Here is a 17,534-nt window from a genome sequence, read left to right on the forward strand (position 1 = left end):
GTGCTGCCGTCCCCGATTCCTGCGCAAGCTTCGAACTTCAATGGAACGCACCGTACGATGGCGAAGGAAAACATCACACGATATCCACTCCCCAAACCCGCCGTCGAGCTCGTGAGCAGCCACGAGGCCGGCTATCTCGAGCACGGCCGGCGCTATGCAATGGAGTGCGAACGAAAGTGAGGGCGGGGGCGACGAGGCTTGCGATTCATCGAATGCAAGCCGCGACCTCACCCAACGAGTGCGTCCGTCAGTTGGACAGCGACAGATACTGCGACGTCAACGGCACCGGCGGGAACGGCTGCAAGCCGGTCTGCTTGTTGAAGCTGTAGCGCACGTACACGGCCGCGAGCCACTCGCGATATTCATAGGCATTGCCGAGCGACGCGGTCGCCCCGACCGCGAGCTGCGGCGCGAGCTGATATTCACCGACGCCGCTGATCGAATACGACACGCCGGTCTTGCTCTGACCCGGGTAGACGGCGGTCAGACCGTTGCCGAGGGATTGCGCGGCGGCGGCCGCGTCGCCCTGCCGCGACGAGCCGTCGTTCAGCGGGAAATAGTTCGACGCATCCTCGCGATAATGCTGCACGCCGATCGACCCCTTCACGTCATATGTAAACAGGCCCGCGCGGCCCGACCATTCGACCGGCAGATTCAGGATCACGTACTGCTGCGGACTGAAGTAGCCGCCCTGGCCGTAAGTGAAGTACGACAGATTGCGGTTGTAGCCCATGATCGTCGTGTTCACGCCGACCGTCAGCGTCTGGTCGGCGTCTTTCAGCAGACGCGTGTAGACACCGCCGCCGCCCTTGATCGCGTTGTTGCTCGGCACGTTGGTGCCCATGTAGTGCTGATACGACGCGTTCACGTACAGGCCGCTCGTGCCGTCGTCCCAGCTGAGGCTGGCAAGCGCGCCGTTCGACGTAACGCCGCCCCATTCGAGGCCAGCGGCCGCATCGCGCGCGCCCGCGTACGACAGCAGGCTGTCCGTCACCGCGCGCCGCGCGACCGCGATCGAGTACGAGACCTTGTCGGTGATGCCGCCGTTGTATTGCGCGCCACCGACGATGTTGGTCTCGCGCAAGCCGATTGGCGTCACGCCGATATCGCCGCTGATGCTGCGACTGTCATAGCCGACGGAGAGGCCCACACCGCTTGCGGTCTGGCTGCCGTAGTTGTTGGTGCCGTTCTGCGCCGCCGATTTCGACGACGCGGTCGAAAGCCCCGCGCCGAAGCGCGCGAGCGTCGACGTGCTGTTCGACGCGGTGCCTGCGTCGAGCGTGACCGGGGTCGCGGTCACGACCACGTGACCGTTGCCCGCCTTGATACGCCCCTGAATCGGCGCCTCGATGTCGGTGAGCGACGACAACCCGTCCTCGCCGACGCGATTGCGGAAGATCAGGCCGCCCGACACGGTGCTCGACTGCTCGCGATTGACCTGCGCAAGCTCCTCGGCGACGCCGAGGGTCTGCGCGTTCGCGACGTTCGACTGCGGGTTGTTCTGCGCGTTGCTGCCGGGCGGGTAGTACGGCTGCGCGTAGCCGGCCGGCGGTTGCGGAATGTACGGCTGCTGCGCGTAGTAGCCCTGGTTCGGGTAAGGCTGCTGTTGATAGGGCTGTTGCGGCGGGTACGGCTGATACGGTTGCGCGTAGCCCTGCTGCTGCGGATACGGCGGCGGCTGCGCGTAGACCGGCGCGGGTTGGCTCGTTTTCGCCGTGCTCTTCTTGGCGCTCTTCTGCGTGCTCGTGCGTGTCGATCCGTACGGCAGCGCCGTCGTCGACGCGGCGTTGGCCTGCGCTTGGCGCGCGGCCGGCGACATAGGCCACGGTGTGGCCGCATAGCCGTCCTGCGCGCCGTAGGGCTGCTGCCCGTACGCCGGTTGCCCGTATGCCGGTTGCCCGTACGCCGGTTGCTGCGGATACGCTTGCTGCTGCGGGTAAGGCTGCGGCTGCGGATACGCTTGCTGCTGCGCATAGGGCTGCGGCTGCGCATAGCCCGCGTCGTACTGCTGCCGCGGCATCGGCTGCCCGGGCGCCTGACCTTGTCCCGGATAAGGCTGCAACGGCGCACCCGACTGGCTCGATCCGTTGGATTCCTGTCCGTAGCCGCCGACCTCGGCGGCGGAGCGGGGCGCTCCGTACGGTGCGGCGACCGGCGCGGGCTGTGCGGCAGGCGCGTTATAAGGCGTCGCGGCGGGCGCCGTATAGGGCGCGACATACGGCGCGACATACGGCGCGGGCTGAAGGGGCGGCGGATAGTTCGGCACGGTCTGCGTCGGCGAGGAAGACTGCGTATTCAGGAACGGAAGCGCGGGACGCGCGGCATTGTCGGCGTCGCCCGAAGGGACGATCGCCGTTTTGCCTTCGAATGGATTGGTGCCCGGCAGCGGCGTCGCGCCGATCTGGCCCATCGCCGCTTCCCAGCCGCGCGGCACGTTGGTGCCTGCGTTGCGGGGCGCGTTCGCCGCCAGCGGCGTGTTGGCCGCGACCAGCGAGCGTTGCAGATAGGTCGACGCGAGCGACAGCTTGCCCTGGGCGCGATACATGCGCCCCACGGTCGCGAGCACGCCCGGGTCGTTGGGCGCGAGGGCGAGCGCCTGGTTCGCGAGCGTTTCGGCGTAGCTGAACTGCTTCGCGCCGGCCGCGGCCGAGATCGCCGCCTGCAGCAGATTCAGATCGTCGGGGCGGCGCTGCAGCGCGACACGGAAGCTCGTGAGCGCGTTGCGGTCGTCCCCCGCGCTCGCATACATGCGGCCGAGCGCGGCCTGCAGGTCGGGGTTGTCGGGCATCGCGGCGAGCCACGGCGCGATCACCTCGTAGGCGCTCGCGAGATCGCCGCGCAGGCGTACCGCGTCGGCTTGTCGGATGACGATGCCGAGATTCAGGTTGTTGAAGTCAATCCGCTGTTGCGGCGTCAGTTGCATGCCTTGCAACTGGCGCATCACGGCGCCGAGCTCGGCCTGCTGGTTGGCCGCGGACAGAATGCTCGCGTATTGCAGCAGCAGATCGGTGTTTCCGTGCGCGGCGCTCATCGCGCCGCGCACGAGTGCGAGCGCGCGGGTCGGGTCGCCGGCCTGCTGGTACGCGCCGGCGATCACGCCGATCAGCTCGGGGTTGTTGCCGGCCACCGGCTCGGCGGCGCGCAAGGTCGCGATGGCCTGCTGCGTCTGGCCGTTCTTCGCCATGCGCGTCGCGAGGTCGGCCTGCCGATGCACCCACAGCCGATGCTGCAACGTCGTCATCGCATCGGTGCGCTGCGCGGGCGCAATACGGTCGAGCTGCGCGAGACCGGAGGACCAGTCCTGCGTTTCCGCCGACAGCAGCGCGCTCGCGTACAGCGCATCGGTCATGTCCGGATGCGCGGCGAGCAGACCGTCCATCATGCTGCGCGCATTCGCGACCGCGCCCTGGCGCACGTAGATGCGCGCGAGGTCGAGCCGCAGCCACGGATCGTCGGGCTTGTTCAGCAGCGCGTCTTCGAACAGGCTGCGCGCGCTGCCGAGATCGCCGCGCGCTTCGGCCGCGCGCGCCTGCGCTGCCTGCGCGTCGCCGCGCAAACGGTCGATGCCGCCGACCTTCGCCTGTTGCTGCGCGTTCAGCTGATTGGCGAACTGCAGCGCCTCGTCGGCACGGCCCTGCGCGGCGAGCGCACCGACGAGGCCGCGAATCGCGTCCGGGTTGTCGGCCTGGCGGCGCAGTGCCATCCGGTATGCCTGCTCGGCGCCGGCCGGGTCGCCGGTCGTGAGCAGCATTTCACCGAGCTGCACCTGGGCGGTCACGTCGGACGGATTCAGCGCGATCGCGCGCTCGAACAATGCCTTCGCCTTCGCGAACTCGCCATTGCTGCGCGCGCCGATCGCTTCGCTCGTGTAGGTCCAGTAGGTCGCGCTGTCGAGCGCGGTTTTCCAGCGCGCCGGATTCGGTCCGCGCGAGGCACGCTCGAGGTAGTTGCGCGCCTCGGCGAAACGCTCCTGCTTCAGCGCGGCGATGCCCATGCCGCCGAGCGCGTCGGTATCGTTGGGACTGTGCGCGAGTACCGACGAGAACCTGGCGCGCGCGCTCACGATGTCGTCGCGGTCGAGCGCGGCGAAGCCGTCGGCGATCACGCGGCCGCGCGCGTCGGCGGCGGCGTTTTCCTGCGCGCGGGCGCGCGCCGCGCTGTCCTGCTGCACCATCGATTCGAAGCGCGCCTTCACGGCGGCATCTTCGCCGGCGGTCTGGAAGTACGACTCGTACAGCGCGGCGTCCGAGGGCCGCGCGTCGAGCCACAGCAGCGCCTGGCGCCAGCTCTTTTTCGCCGCCGCGCCGACCGAGGTGTCACCCGCGAGCTTTTGCAGCCGCGCGATACCGTCGCGCCGCGTGACGTCGCGATAGGTCAGATGCTGCGCGTACGCGAGTGCGAAACGCGGGTCGTTGGGGTTGTCGTGGGCGAGTTGTTCGAGGCCGCGGCGTGCTTCGTCCCAGCCCTGCGGCGTCGCCGACAGCGCCTGGTAATACTCGAGCTGCAACTGGGGCGTTGCGGGCTTGCCGGCCAGCGCGCGCTGATACTCCTGCGCCGCGCTCGCGCTCTGACCGGCTTGCGCGAGCCGGCGCGCCTCGCTGATGGTCTGGTCGCGCGGGCTCGTTTCGCCAAGGCGGCGGCCGAGCTCATCGAGATTCGGATAGTTCGGCGCGGCCGCCTTCAGCCGCGCAAGGTACTGCTGCGCGCCGGCGCCGTCCTTGCGGTCGGCCAGCACCATGCCCATGCCGAACAGGGCGTCGGGCTGCTTCGGATCGATGCTGAGCACCTTCTGCCAGGCCTGCTCGGCGAGGTCGCCGCGCTGATGCGACTGCCAGTACTTGCCCTGATCGATCAGCACGGTCAGCGGATCCTTGCTCGCCTGCGCGAGCGCATCGGGCGCGGCCGCGGCCGCGCACAAGAGCGCGCCGACGGACAGCGCGATATGCAGCGCGATATGCAGCGACCCGGCGAGGGCGTTCAATCGCATGCGGTCCTCCAGGCGGGCACGAGACCGCCGGCTTCATCGAAGCGATAGCGGCCATCGATGAACCCCGTGCCGAACAGACCCAACACACGATCGTAGTACACCGGTTCACGGCCCGGAACGTTCGCGTCGAGCGCGGCGAGCCGCGTGCGCGCGAGGCCGAGTCCGTGCTCGTCGCCCAGTGTCTTGAAGTATGGCGCGAGCGCGCCCCAATAGCTGAGCGGACCTTCGCCGCTCGCCGCGCCGGTGGTCGACGACACCTTCTCCGGCGGGAAGCCGTTCTGCGCGACCTTCGCGCGCATGCCGCCGAGCGCGCCGAGCCACGGCTTCGCGAGCGGATCGGCGGGCGATGCGAGGCCGGCCCACAGATAGACGCGGATCGCATCGTAGCTGCCGACGTCGCCGTTCTTCGGATCGACGACGAACCGACCGTTCTGCCACGCCGCCCAGTCAGGCGCGAAGCCTTGCGGCGACACGGTTTTGACGAACTGATAAGCGTTGTCGGCGAGCTTGGCCCACGGGCCGTCCGGCACCTCGTGCGCGAGCGCGCGCAACACCGGCAGCGGCAGATAGCTCGGATTCAGACGCGTGACGTTGCCGTTCCTGAAGCCCTGCGCCCCCGGCAGCAGCATCGGCCCGAGGCCAGATAGATTCGCGACTTCGTCGTGCGCGATGCGCTCGGCGAGTGCCTGGCCCAGTTGCGTGTAGGCGGGGTTGTGCCACAGGCGGCCGGCCTGCAGCAGATCGTAAGCGATCCAGAGGTCGGAATCCGACGCCGAATTCGGATCGAGCACGCCGTACGAGCCGTCCGGCTTCTTGCCCCATTGCCATGCGGGCAGCCGCAGGTTCTGGGCGTCGAACTGGTTGCCCGCGAGATTCGCGCGGGTCCAGCCGAGCAGCTTGTCGAAGGTCGCGCGGTCGTTGGCGACCAGCGCGAAAAAGAGCGCGTAGGACTGGCCTTCCGAGGTGGTCTGCTGGGCCGGCGTCGAGTAATCGATCACGCGGCCGTCGGCCTGGACGAAGCGTTGCACGAAGCTTTGCCAGGCGCCCCAGTCGCCGCATGCAGCGCCGTTCTGCGCGGCCCGAGCGGCGCCGCTCAAACCCGCCAGACTGGCCGACGCCGTCATGCCGATACCGAGCGCGAGCGCAAAAGAGGTTCTTCTGCTGATCCGAAACCGCATTCGAGTCATATCCGTTCCATCAGTCCTTCAGTCGACGCGCGGCGATCGCGCGAAGCGTCCGGTAGCACAAGGCCGCGATGATCAGCGCGGCGAGCACGCCGCCGAGCAAGAGCAGCAGCGGATGCGACGACAGTGCCCAGCGCAGATACTCCTGCGGCGACAGACTGCCCACGTAGTACGCGGTGCCGTTCGACGTGATGGTGACGGCGCGGCCATGGATCACGGCCATCGCGCCTTGAATCTTCGGCAGCACGTCGGCGTCGAGCAGCGCGGCGGACAGATCGGCATCCGACGGGCCGGCCGCGCTGATCAGCGCAACCGCGCTGCGGCCTCGCTGCAGCGGCGACTCGAAGCCGGTTAGCAGCGCCGCGCCGTTCGAGCTGACCATCGTCAGATCGGCACGCGCGGGCGTGCGCTCGACGCCGTGCTCGCCGTGCCACCAGTCCCGCAGCTTGAACACCAGGTCGGTGAGCTGGAACGTGTGCGCGGCGCCGTCGCTGGAGAACGGCATCGACTTCGACCAGCGCTGCAACAGCGGCTGCTTGCCAGGCGCGCCGAACACCAGCAGGTCCTTGTCGGCGAGGCGCTCGACATCGGCCGCATGGGTGACGGTCACGCCGGAGACCGGATAGCCGGTTGATTCGCCCATTCGGCCCATCGTCAGCAGATACAGGCTGTAGTCGCTCGCGTCCGGGTCGTCCGGCAGCACGACGGCGGTCTCGGAGAGGTCCGCCATCCGCGTGAACGGAAAGCCGCTGTTGGCGAACGCGGCCAGATCGGGCAGCGCCATGTAGTGCGGGAACGACGACAGGTCGATCGTCGAGTTCGGATCGATCGCGCCGACCACGTTCTGCAGCAGGCGGCCCGCGCATTCGCCGGTGTTCGGGATGTCGTAGTAGAAGTGCAGCCGCAGCTGGGTGCGCGGCGTCATCAGCAGCGGCGGGATGCGGATGTTGCGGCGCGCGTCGGCGGTGCCGTCGGGCATGATGAGGTTGAAGTAGCGGCTCAGGTCGAACACCGACGCGGGGCGCGCCGGAATCGGCAGCGCCTGCACGAAGCCGTTGTTCACGCTGATGTTCAGCGACGAGCGGTCGCGCGCCGGCCGCACCGTGTAGCGGTAGCGCAGATCGATCGGCACGCCGCGCGTGTGCCACATGAACAGATCGGGCGGCACCCGCATGTTGATGCGCACCGCGTCGGCGTCGTAGCCGAACACGGTCAGGTCTTTCGGATCGGCGAGTTCGCCGAAGCGCACCGCGCGGTCGGTCGGCAGCCAGTTCGGCGCGTCGTACGGCACGCGCGGCGTAATTTCGTTCAGCGACGTGATCGTGGCGCTCGCGCCGGACAGCGCGCTATGGCCGATCGCGAGCGACTTCGCGGCGGTCTTCAGCTCGGCCTCGTTGCGGCCGAGCACGAGCAGCAGCTTGCCGCGCGCGTTCGCGTCGCGCTCGACCACCGCGATGGTCGGCCCGGTGATCTCGGGAATCGTCACGCCGGCCGGATGCTGGTCGCTGGTCGCGAACACGACCGCGTTGCCCGACAGCGGCGCGTTGTCGAGCTGGGTGGGAAACACCGCGCCGCGGTAGCCGGCGAGCGAGCCGAACCACGACGCGACGATGCCGGCGGCTTCGAGCGTGCCGTTGCCCGGCTTCTGCGCGAGCACGAACGGCAGCTCGAGGCGGCGCACGTCGCGGCGGTCGAAGAACGGCTGCGGCAGCGCGGCCAGCTCCGCTTTCGTCGCGAGCGACGAGTAGGTCAGGTCGAGCGAGCTCGCGTTGCTGATCGTCGCCCACAGCGACGAGTTGGCGGGGTCCTCGCAGGCCGTCGTGTAGTGGCCGATCAGCTGCAGGTTCAGGTGGTTGAAGTCGGTGATGAAGCGCGGATCGATCGTGATCTCGCGCGCGACCAGCATGCCGGCCTGCTCGTGCGGCAGCGGCAGTGTCGCCGCGACTTCGCCGTTGACCAGCACCTTCAGCTGCGACAGGTTCGCCAACAGCGCGGGCGAATAACTGTAGATCAGATGCAGCGTCGCGCCGGTCACGACCTCGTCGTCGCGCACCGAGAACGCGATGCCGTTCTGTCCGTCGACGCCGCGCAATTGCAGCGGGTCGAGGGCGCCGAAGTCGGCGAACGTCAGCGTCTGGCGGCGGCCTCCGGGCACCAGCGTGCCGGGCTCGGCGGTGGTCAGCGTGCGCGTGCCGAGCGCCTTGACGGACGCCGCCGCGAGCGCGGGCGTCGGCGTGGCGAGCTGACCCTGGGCGATCGCGTTCGGATCGAACGGCACCGCCGCGCTCGGCGCGGGCACGTTGCCGACACCGGTCGCGACTTGCGGGGTTTGCGGCGCGCCGGCGGGTGCCGCCGCGTCCGACGCCGGTTTGGCCGCGGGGGCAGGGGTGGCCGCTTCAGCGAGCGGCACGAACGACGCCAGCGCGGTCTGCAGCGCGAGCCAGCAGGCGACGCCGCGCATGATTCGCCGCGAGTGTCGCAAGCCGTGACAAGCAGACAGGCGCGATTGGGGTCCAATGCTGTTGCGCCCGTGTGCCGGGCGTTCGATATTGTCCGTGGCCATCCGGTAGCCCATAGATCAGTCTTTCGTTTTTAGCTTCTTGACGTCCGCGGGACGGCTTTTGAGCGAACTGCGCAAGTCGTCGTACAGATGTTCGAACAGCCCCGCGATGCCGCGCACGCCGACCTTCAGCACGTGCGACAGACCGCGCAGCGGGGTGTCCGTCTCGCGTCCCTCGGCCCAGCCGGTCCACGCGTCCGCGCGGGCGAAGGTGGTTTTGACGAACTCGTACTCCTGTTCGCGCGACATCGACGAAAAGCGCAGCCCCACGCGTCCCGGCTCGGTAAAACTGACGGTGGCGGGGAACGCGTACTCTTCGTCGCCGCGGAACAGCGACACGGTCACGCGCTCCTGCATCGGCACTTCGATGGTGCTGGGCAGCGCGACGCCGACGCCGCCTTCCGAGTAGTCGATCGTTTCGCACGCGAGCGTGCGGCCGGTCGAGAACTTCAGCATCACGGGCATCTTCATCGCGACGCGCGGCACCGCGCGGATCTGGCGGCGCTCGCTCGCGGCGGCCACGCTCGCGCCGAGGATCAGCATGTTGTAGCCGGTCCACGCGAGATTGAGCAGTGTGGTCTCGACGATGCTGCGCACGTCCCAGTTCATGTAGATGTGCACCAGACCCGCGAGGAAACCGAGCAGGTTCAGCAGCAGCAGGAACAGATACGGCCGCGAGATCGACCAGTCGAAGTAGCTCTTCTCGATCACGCCGCCCTTGGCCGTCACGTTGAACTTGCCGAGCTTCGGGTTGATCAGCGCGAGCAGCGTCGGCGCGGTGATGTACGACGCCAGCACCGACTCGTACACCTCGGCCCAGAATGAATGGCGGAACATGCGCTGCATCCGCGAGTTGGTGATGCTCGCGTGCATCATGTGCGGCAGCGCGTAGATCGCGATCGTGCTGGCCGCCGCCTCGATCACATGCGCGCCGAAGAACAGATACGACAGCGGCGCGGTCAGGAACACGAGACGCGGCACGCCGTAGAAGAAGTGCATCATCGCGTTCAGGTAACACAGCCGCTGGCCGATCTTCAGCCCCTTGCCGGTGAGCGGATTGTCGATGCGGAAGATCTGCGTCATGCCGCGCGCCCAGCGGATGCGCTGGCCGATGTGGCCCGACAGGCTTTCGGTCGCGAGGCCGGCGGCCTGCGGAATCGCCAGATACGCGGTGGTGTAGCCGAGGCGGTGCAGCTTCAGCGCGGTGTGCGCGTCCTCGGTGACGGTCTCCACCGCGATGCCGCCGATCTCGTCGACCATGCTCCGGCGCAGCAGCGCGCACGAGCCGCAGAAGAACGTCGCGTTCCACAGATCGTTGCCGTCCTGCACGAGGCCGTAGAACAGCTCGCCTTCGTTCGGTACCTTGCGGAAAGTGCCGAGGTTGCGCTCGAACGGGTCGGCGGAGAAGAAGTGGTGCGGCGTTTGCAGCATCGACAGCAGCTTGTCGCGCAGGAACCAGCCGAGGCCGATCTGCAGGAACGAGCGGGTCGGGATGTGATCGCAGTCGAAGATCGCGAGGTACTCGCCGCTCGTGATTTTTAGCGCCTCGTTGATGTTGCCGGCCTTCGCGTGGCGATTGTGCGTGCGGATCGTCCAGTTCACGCCGACTTCCTCGCAGAACGCCTTGAACTCGGCGCGGCGGCCGTCGTCGAGCACGTGGATCGACATCTTGTCGGCCGGGTAGTCGAGCGCGAGCGCCGCGTAGACGGTCGGCTTCACGACGGCGAGCGGCTCGTTGTAGGTCGGGATGAACACGTCGACGGTCGGCCATTCGTCGCGATTGGCGGGCAGCGGCATTGGCTTGCGCTTGAGCGGCCACGCGGTCTGGAAGTAGCCGAGCATCAGCACGATCGTCGCGTAGAGCTCGGCGGACACCAGCAGCAGACCCCAGGCGGCGTCGAGCGGATGCTCCCAGTAGGTCGTTTCGGTCAGCCGCCAGTACATGTAGCGGCCCGACGCGACGATCGACAGCATGATCATCACCATCGTCGCGTAGCGGCCGGGACGACGGCGAAACAGCAGCGCGAGCACGAAGCACAGGGTCGCGAAGGTCAGCTGCTGATAGAACTCGAGCGGCACCGTGAACACGAAGTACAGCATGTACAGCGCGAGCATCGTAACGAGCGCGGTGACGATGCGGCTATTCCAGAAGCTTGCGTCGATGAAGCGTTGGAACCGCGACGGCTCGCCGCCCTCGGGCTCGCGCGAGGAGGCTGGACTGCTCATGCGACGTTCCTTGGCCGGGCGGCGATCGCGTCGAGCGCCGCCATGAGCCACGCGGCGCATGCGCGGAAATCGGCGGCGGCCTGGCTCAGCGGATCGTAATGGATCAGCGTGGTGTCGCAGGCGAGCGCTTCGCTGACGCCTTCGTCGAGATGGATCACGCCGGGGAACACCTTGCCGGCGAGCATCTGACGCAGCACCTTCAGCACGTCCTTGGTCAACTGGCGGGATTGGTCGATCTGGTTGATCACGTAGCCGACGCCGCCGAAGTCCGCGCGCGGCGCCGCGTAGGTTTCGATCAGCCGCTCCATCTGCGGGATCGCCGCGTACGACGCGGCGTCGGCGAGCACGATGTTCAACGCGAAGGTGGCCGCGCTCAGCGCGGTTCGCACGTAGGTCGACGAGCCGGGCGGCGTATCGACGATCACGATGTCGGACGCATCGAGCCGCAGGTGCTGCAGCGACTGCGCGAGCCATTGCGGATGCTGGTCGATCTGCGCCTCGAGGCGGCGGCGGTCGTCCTCCAGCAGCGCGCCGTACGGCAGCACGGTCACGCCGTCGATACCGTCGAACATCACCGTTTGCCACGGGTTGCCCGAGAGAGTCGCGCGCGACAGGCCGTCGATGCTGTCGAGCGGCACGCCGAAGTGCAGCCGCAGGGCGTTCTGAGGATCGAGATCGAGTGCAATCACACGCCGGCCGCTGTTGGCGAGCACGGAGGCGAGATTGGCGGCGAGGGTGGTCTTGCCGACCCCCCCTTTGGCGGACACCACGGCAATGACTTTCATGAGCGACGTGGACCGTTGGTGAGCCACGAGGCGAAGCCGCCGCGCGCGGTGCCGGCGGGTGCTTGCGTGCCTTGGGCGGACGTGCCGCGCAGACGGTCGAACACCGAGTTCAGCGACGCGGCCGCGGCCGCTTGCGGCGGCGCGCTCGGGGTTTGCGCTGCAAACATCTTGCCGAGGATCGACGGCGGTTGGGCCGGTTGCGCGGGTTGGGCCGTGTAGGTGGGTTGCGGCGCTGGTGGCGGTGGCATCGACGATGCCGGTGCCGTGCTCGCGCTGCCATGAGCGGGCGCGGCGGGGCGTGTCCTGCCTGGCGCGACAGGCGCAATCGTTTGCGCGGCCGCCTCGTCGAGTTCGTCGGCCGTGCGGAAGCGTGACGCGCCGCTCGGCGCCGCGGGCTGGGCTGCGGCCACAGGTACCGGTGGAATGTCACGCCGGTGCGGACGCGTGAACAGCGGTGCCTTCGCGCGCGTCACGGATGCCATGTCCTTCGGTGTCGTGTCCTCGTGGACGGCGGCCCGTGGCGCCACGGTTATCGGCGGCTGTGGTTTCGCGTCGCGAAGCTGGCCGATTGCCGGAATGGCCGGTTGCGTCAGATCGAGCGTCACGAGCAGCGGCCAACGAGTGCGCGCGGTGCGCGCGTCGTTCTCGCGGCCGATCTCCTGGTACGCGTTGGCGTCGCCGCCAAATTGCTCGAACAGTTTTTCGATGTCGCTCGATGAACTCATGATGCCGTCGTCTCTTACATACCGTGCATGGCCCCAAACCGACTGCTCGGGGTGCTGTTTATTTGAACTGCCTTCCCTGATTCTGCGTGGCGGCTGTATCGCCGTCGCACGCTCGTTCGCACGTACGCGTGCAGCGCCCGCTGGTGCTCAGGCGGGGTGACGGCCGAGGCGGAATTCGAGTGAGCTGTCCTCGCCGAACGCGCTCGTCTGCACGACCGACAAACCCTGCGCGCCCAACGCGCTCAACCACGTCTGATAGGCGCCTTCGAGAAATGCCGGCGTCCAGGCGAGCGCCGATTCGCCGAAGGCGGGCAGCGGCGCGCAATAGTGAATGATGCGCAGCGACTCCGCCTCATCGGCGAGCGCGACGTAACCCCAATCCATCTGATGCCAGTAAGAATTCAACACCTGCTCGAGCTCGGCCGTCGATGCGCAGGCGGGCAGCGGATACGCGAGCGCGAAACGGCTGCCGACGCGATGCATCAGCTGGCGCAGCTCGTCGTGTCCGATTTGCGCTTCGAACTCGCTCGCCAGCGCGCTCAGCATGCCGCGCCATTGCGGCGAGATTTGGCGTTCGAGCAGATAGTTGAGGATTGGGACCATGTTTTCCGGAAGTGGTCGCGGCCCGTTGCACATTGCGGACGTGACAGCCATTGAGCATTGGAGTCGTTCGGCAACGGGGCGCCGATTACGTCATTTCTACCGGGTTGTCTAGGGTGTCCGGCACACATTGCAAGCAGTCTACTTAAGACACACGCTTTTAGCCACTTTCCATTGCTCGGCTTATACGGTAATAAGCGCGCAATCGAGCCACATGAATTGCGTAATTTTTGCTGCTTAAAAGAAATTGAAAGGTTAATCTTCGCCTGGCGCGCGAAAAGGCTTGCGGAACCATAGGTGTATTAGCCGGCAATCCGGCCTGCTTTGAGCTTTAGTCTTTTAATCATGCATTCGGCGGATGGTGAGTCGCGCGAAAGATCGGCGCGGCGTCGTTCGGCACGCAGGCGCCGAATTTATACGTCGTGTTACGTTAGCCATAAATGTTTATCGAACGTTTGCCGATAACTATTGGCGAGTGACCGGAAACCCTGATCAACCATCTATGTCTGCCATCCCGACGCAGCACCTGCCCGAGCCAAGCATGCGTGAGCGCTTTCACCGGCGCTCGCTCGACCATCAGCGGCCGCTTTCCCTCGTGACGATGGGCTTCACGGTGGTTGCGTTCCTGTGCACGGTAACGGCGCGCGAACTGGTCGGCGCACCGGCCGGGCCGCTCGCGTACCGGCTGCTATGCGCGCTCCTGCTCGCGCTGCTGGTGCTGGCGATCCCGCGCGCGAAGTCGACGGCGCTGTTCGGCGCGATCGGCGTCGCGTACGAACTGGTGCTGATCGCCGGGCTCGTGCTGAATGCGAAGGGCCTCGCGCATCCGTTGCCGTGGCTATTGCCCGCATTCGTGGTGATACCGATCTGCGCGGCGCCGCTATGGCTCACGCCCGCGCATTTCGTCACCGGCAGCGTGGTGTTCTACGCGGCGGCCATCGCGCTGCTGCGCGGCAAAGCTCATGCGCCCGAGGTCGACGCGGCCGTGTGGACGTGGCTCATCGCGATCGGTGCGCCGACGGCGGTGGTATTCCATTTCGGCTTCTACCGTTTCCGGCGCAATCACTTTCTGCTCGAGAGCCAGCTCGCGCAACTCGCGGCGACCGATCCGCTGACCGGCCTGCAAAATCGTCGCTCGTTCGTCAAGCACGCGCAGGGACGCCTCGAGACGCTGGCGCCAGGGGCGCAGATCAGCGCGATCTTTCTCGACATCGACAGCTTCAAGTCGCTCAACGACCGCTTCGGTCATGCGGTCGGCGACCATGCGCTGTTCCAGGTCGCGCAGGTGCTGAAGGACGCGGTTGCGCTCTACCCAAGCGTGAGCCGCATCGGCGGCGAGGAATTCGCGCTGCTGCTCGACAATGATCTCACCGGCGCGCTGCAGATCGCCGAGCGGCTGCGCCTCGACATCGCCGCGATCGAACGGCCGGACGGCCATCTGACCGCGAGCTTCGGCGTCGCCGAGCATCGGCGCGGCGAAAGCTTCATGATGCTGCTCGATCGCGCGGACGAAGCCTTGCTGCGCGCGAAGCAGACGGGCCGCAACCGTGTCTGCGCGGAGCGCGCGCTGCCGTTCGACGCGCTGCAGTCACCGTTCGGCGACCCGAGCGCCGACGCGGCGCGTTACCGCTGGGAAGACTTCTATCTGATCTCGCACTTTCAGCCGCTCTACAGCCTATCGCATCAGAAGCAGGTCGGCTTCGAGGCGCTGCTGCGCGGAGAGCATGACGACGGCACGCTGGTGCCGCCGGTCGTGATGTTCGCGCCGAAGCCGTCGAGCGACGAAGGCGCGCTCGACCGCGCGAGCCACGCGGTGCATCTCGGCAACGCGCGTCGCGCGCTGCCCGGCGACGCGTGGCTGTTCCTGAACATCCTGCCGTCCACCTTCGTCGCTGAAGGCTACGCCGACCAGTTGACGAAGATCGTGCGCGCCGCGGGGCTCGAACCCGAGCGCGTGATTCTGGAGATTCTCGAATCGCATGGCGGCAGCGTCGACGAGATGTCGCGCGCGGCGGCGCGCTATCGCCAGCACGGCTTCCTGATCGCAGTCGACGACTTCGGCGCGGGCCAGTCGAATCTCGACCGGCTGCTGCGGATCCGGCCGGACCTCGTCAAGCTCGACGGCGAGCTGATTCGCGCGACCACGTACGGCACGCAGCAGCCGATCCTGCCGAAACTCGTGTCGCTGCTGCACCAGGCGGGGATGCTGGTGGTCGTCGAAGGCGTCGAGACGGCCGACGAGCTGATTCTCGCGGTCGAGTCGAATGTCGATTTCGCGCAGGGCTATCTGCTAGGGCGGCCCGCGGCAGAGATCGCGCCGCCCGAGTCGGTGCATCGCCAGATCGACGATGCGTTCGACGTGATCGCGCAGGGCCGTGCGCATCAGCATGCGTTGTTCGAATCCGAAATGGAGCCGTACCGGCTCGAACTGCGGCGCGCGGCCGACGGCTTGCGCGCCGGCGCCATGATGGACGACGCGTTCGCGCTGCTCGCCACCTTCAAGCGTTGCATCAGCTGTTTCATCCTCGACGGCACCGGCCGCCAGATCGGTCACGAGGTGCGCGGGTCCGCATGGTGCGAGGACGCGGCGTCGCTGCAGCCGGTCGCGAATCCGAGCGATGCGCGCTGGGATCATCGGCCGTACTTCCGCAATGCGGTGCTGCTGCCCGGCGAGGCGGTCACCAGTAATCCTTATCTGTCGCTCGCGAGCGGGCGGCCGTGCATCGCAGTGACACTTGCCGTGCAGCTGGCGAGCGGGCGCTGTGTGATGGGGGTCGAGCTGGATTGGTCGGCGCGAGGCTTGCCTTGGCCGGCGAGCGAGTAGGGGAAGTGAAAGGCTTTCGCTTCAATACCCGCCTTTGACCTGCGGCGCGCTCGCCGCCAGCTCCTTGTACGACGCGGCGAGGTCCGCGGCCGCGCGGCTCAGCAAGCCGGTGTCCGTACCGACCGCGACGAAGGCCGCGCCCGCCGCCAGATATTCGGCCGCCAGCGCGGGATCAGGGGCGAGCACGCCCGCTGCCTTGCCAGCGGTGCGCACGGTGTCGATGCCGTGGCGAATCGCGTCGCGCACGCGCGCGTCGCCCGGCTTGCCGAGCAATCCCATCGACGCGCTCAGATCCGACGGCCCGAAAAACACGCCGTCGACGCCATCCACATGCGCGATTTCCACGAGATTGTCGAGGCTCTGCACGGTCTCCGCCTGCACGATCACGCACAGTTCGTCGGCGGCGGTGTCCAGATAGTCGGGCACGCGATTCCAGCGCGACGCACGCGCGAGCGCGCTGCCGACGCCGCGAATGCCTTGCGGCGGATAACGCGTGGCCGCGACCGCATCGAGCGCTTGCGCGGCCGTGTCGATCATTGGCAGCAGCAGCGTTTGCGCGCCGATGTCGAGCAACTGCTTGATCAGCGCGGCGTCGCTGCGTAACGGCCGCACGACCGGATGCGACGGATACGCGGCGACCGCCTGTAATTGCGACAGCGTGCTGCGTACGTCGTTCGGTGCGTGCTCGTTGTCGATCAGCAGCCAGTCGAAGCCGGCGGTGGCGAGCAGCTCGGTCACGTAGGCATCGGCGAGCGCGGCCCACAGGCCGAACTGCGGTCTGCCTTCGGCGAGCGCGCGCTTGAAGGGGTTGTTCGGCAAGGACATATTGATGCGTTCAGATGAAATTCAAACCGATGCCGCCGAGCGGGCCATAGTCGATGTGGAACGTGTCGCCCGCGCGGGCAGGAACCGGGCTCGTGAACGAGCCGCTCAGGATCACGTCGCCCGCATTCAACGATTCGTCATGCGGAGCAATTTTGTTGGCGAGCCACGCGACGCCGGTGGCCGGATGGTTGAGCACCGCCGCCGCGAGCCCGCTTTCCTCGACTGCGCCGTTCTTGTACAGCAGCGCGCCGACCCAGCGCAGGTCGACGTCGAGCGGACGCACCGGCCGGCCGCCGAGCACGACGCCCGCGTTCGCGGCGAAGTCGGAGATCGTGTCATGGACCTTGCGCGGCGCGCGTGTTTCGCGATCGAACTGCTCGATGCGCGCGTCGATGATTTCGACGGCCGGGCTTACGTACGCGGTCGCGTCGAGCACAGCGAACAGCGTGACGCCGGGGCCCTTCAGCGGTTTGTTCAGCACGAACGCGAGTTCCACTTCGACGCGCGGCGCGATGAAGCGATCCACGCGAATGTCCTGGCCGCTTTCGATGAACATGCTGTCGAGCAGTGGCGCATAGTCCGGTTCGTCGATCTGCGACGAGCGCTGCATCGCGCGTGACGTCAGGCCGATCTTCCTGCCCTTGATTACGTGGCCTTCGGCGAGTTTCAGCTTGACCCACTCGCGTTGTATCGCGTAGCCGTCCAGTACGGTCATCTCTGGATACTGCGCGGAAAAATGGCGCAGCTGCGTGCGGGTCTTTTCCGCGTGATCGAGTTGCGCGGCGAGGTCGCGAATGGTTTGTTCGTCTAGCATGATG

The 17,534-nt window shown here is 67.3% G+C and carries 10 protein-coding genes; 1 reads left to right on the plus strand and 9 read right to left on the minus strand.

Annotated elements, in window-relative coordinates:
• Window positions 1–247: 247 nt before the first annotated feature.
• The 7 genes from OKW39_RS40010 to bcsD all read right to left on the minus strand — a co-directional run bounded on the left by OKW39_RS40010 (window position 248) and on the right by bcsD (window position 13,070).
• On the minus strand, window positions 248–4,987 hold the full coding sequence (locus OKW39_RS40010; protein WP_429565168.1) for a cellulose synthase subunit BcsC-related outer membrane protein: 4,740 nt from the start codon (window positions 4,985–4,987) through the stop codon (window positions 248–250).
• Complete coding sequence (gene bcsZ / locus OKW39_RS40015) at window positions 4,978–6,165, minus strand: cellulose synthase complex periplasmic endoglucanase BcsZ (RefSeq protein WP_429565169.1); 1,188 nt, start codon at window positions 6,163–6,165, stop codon at window positions 4,978–4,980. Before bcsZ ends, OKW39_RS40010 begins: the two co-directional genes overlap by 10 nt.
• A gap of 19 nt (window positions 6,166–6,184) precedes the next feature.
• Window positions 6,185–8,746, minus strand: coding sequence for a cellulose biosynthesis cyclic di-GMP-binding regulatory protein BcsB (gene bcsB / locus OKW39_RS40020; protein WP_429565170.1), 2,562 nt, complete (start codon window positions 8,744–8,746; stop codon window positions 6,185–6,187).
• 3 nt (window positions 8,747–8,749) lie between these two features.
• On the minus strand, window positions 8,750–10,957 hold the full coding sequence (gene bcsA, locus OKW39_RS40025; RefSeq protein WP_429565171.1) for a UDP-forming cellulose synthase catalytic subunit: 2,208 nt from the start codon (window positions 10,955–10,957) through the stop codon (window positions 8,750–8,752).
• Window positions 10,954–11,742 (minus strand): cellulose biosynthesis protein BcsQ, encoded by a 789-nt coding sequence (gene bcsQ, locus OKW39_RS40030; RefSeq protein WP_090806355.1) that lies wholly within the window; start codon window positions 11,740–11,742, stop codon window positions 10,954–10,956. Before bcsQ ends, bcsA begins: the two co-directional genes overlap by 4 nt.
• Entirely contained in the window at window positions 11,739–12,467 is a 729-nt protein-coding gene (bcsP, locus tag OKW39_RS40035) for a cellulose biosynthesis protein BcsP (RefSeq protein ID WP_429334096.1), read from the minus strand. The genes bcsQ and bcsP overlap by 4 nt, the downstream gene beginning before the upstream one ends.
• A gap of 147 nt (window positions 12,468–12,614) precedes the next feature.
• Entirely contained in the window at window positions 12,615–13,070 is a 456-nt protein-coding gene (gene bcsD, locus OKW39_RS40040) for a cellulose biosynthesis protein BcsD (protein WP_090806351.1), read from the minus strand.
• Window positions 13,071–13,569: 499 nt separating this feature from the next.
• Here bcsD and OKW39_RS40045 point away from each other — a divergent pair, with 499 nt between their 5' ends.
• Window positions 13,570–15,891 (plus strand): EAL domain-containing protein, encoded by a 2,322-nt coding sequence (locus OKW39_RS40045; RefSeq protein ID WP_429565172.1) that lies wholly within the window; start codon window positions 13,570–13,572, stop codon window positions 15,889–15,891.
• Between the two features lie 21 nt (window positions 15,892–15,912).
• Here the strand turns inward: OKW39_RS40045 and hpaI are convergent, their stop codons facing one another.
• On the minus strand, window positions 15,913–16,716 hold the full coding sequence (gene hpaI / locus OKW39_RS40050) for a 4-hydroxy-2-oxoheptanedioate aldolase (protein WP_429565173.1): 804 nt from the start codon (window positions 16,714–16,716) through the stop codon (window positions 15,913–15,915).
• Between the two features lie 10 nt (window positions 16,717–16,726).
• Window positions 16,727–17,530, minus strand: coding sequence for a 2-oxo-hept-4-ene-1,7-dioate hydratase (hpaH, locus tag OKW39_RS40055; RefSeq protein ID WP_090806345.1), 804 nt, complete (start codon window positions 17,528–17,530; stop codon window positions 16,727–16,729).
• Between the last annotated feature and the right edge of the window lie 4 nt (window positions 17,531–17,534).

It is taken from the genome of Paraburkholderia sp. MM6662-R1 (genome assembly GCF_050436245.1).
GTDB lineage: Bacteria > Pseudomonadota > Gammaproteobacteria > Burkholderiales > Burkholderiaceae > Paraburkholderia > Paraburkholderia tuberum.

Excerpts from the sequence above, each read along its gene's own strand:
- bcsP (WP_429334096.1), bottom strand. The coding sequence starts at position 12,467 with ATGAGTTCATCGAGCGACATCGAAAAACTGTTCGAGCAATTTGGCGGC.
- OKW39_RS40010 (WP_429565168.1), bottom strand. The coding sequence starts at position 4,987 with ATGCGATTGAACGCCCTCGCCGGGTCGCTGCATATCGCGCTGCATATC.
- OKW39_RS40045 (WP_429565172.1), top strand. The coding sequence starts at position 13,570 with ATGTCTGCCATCCCGACGCAGCACCTGCCCGAGCCAAGCATGCGTGAG.
- bcsQ (WP_090806355.1), bottom strand. The coding sequence starts at position 11,742 with ATGAAAGTCATTGCCGTGGTGTCCGCCAAAGGGGGGGTCGGCAAGACC.
- bcsZ (WP_429565169.1), bottom strand. The coding sequence starts at position 6,165 with ATGCGGTTTCGGATCAGCAGAAGAACCTCTTTTGCGCTCGCGCTCGGT.
- hpaH (WP_090806345.1), bottom strand. The coding sequence starts at position 17,530 with ATGCTAGACGAACAAACCATTCGCGACCTCGCCGCGCAACTCGATCAC.
- bcsA (WP_429565171.1), bottom strand. The coding sequence starts at position 10,957 with ATGAGCAGTCCAGCCTCCTCGCGCGAGCCCGAGGGCGGCGAGCCGTCG.
- bcsB (WP_429565170.1), bottom strand. The coding sequence starts at position 8,746 with ATGGGCTACCGGATGGCCACGGACAATATCGAACGCCCGGCACACGGG.
- hpaI (WP_429565173.1), bottom strand. The coding sequence starts at position 16,716 with ATGTCCTTGCCGAACAACCCCTTCAAGCGCGCGCTCGCCGAAGGCAGA.
- bcsD (WP_090806351.1), bottom strand. The coding sequence starts at position 13,070 with ATGGTCCCAATCCTCAACTATCTGCTCGAACGCCAAATCTCGCCGCAA.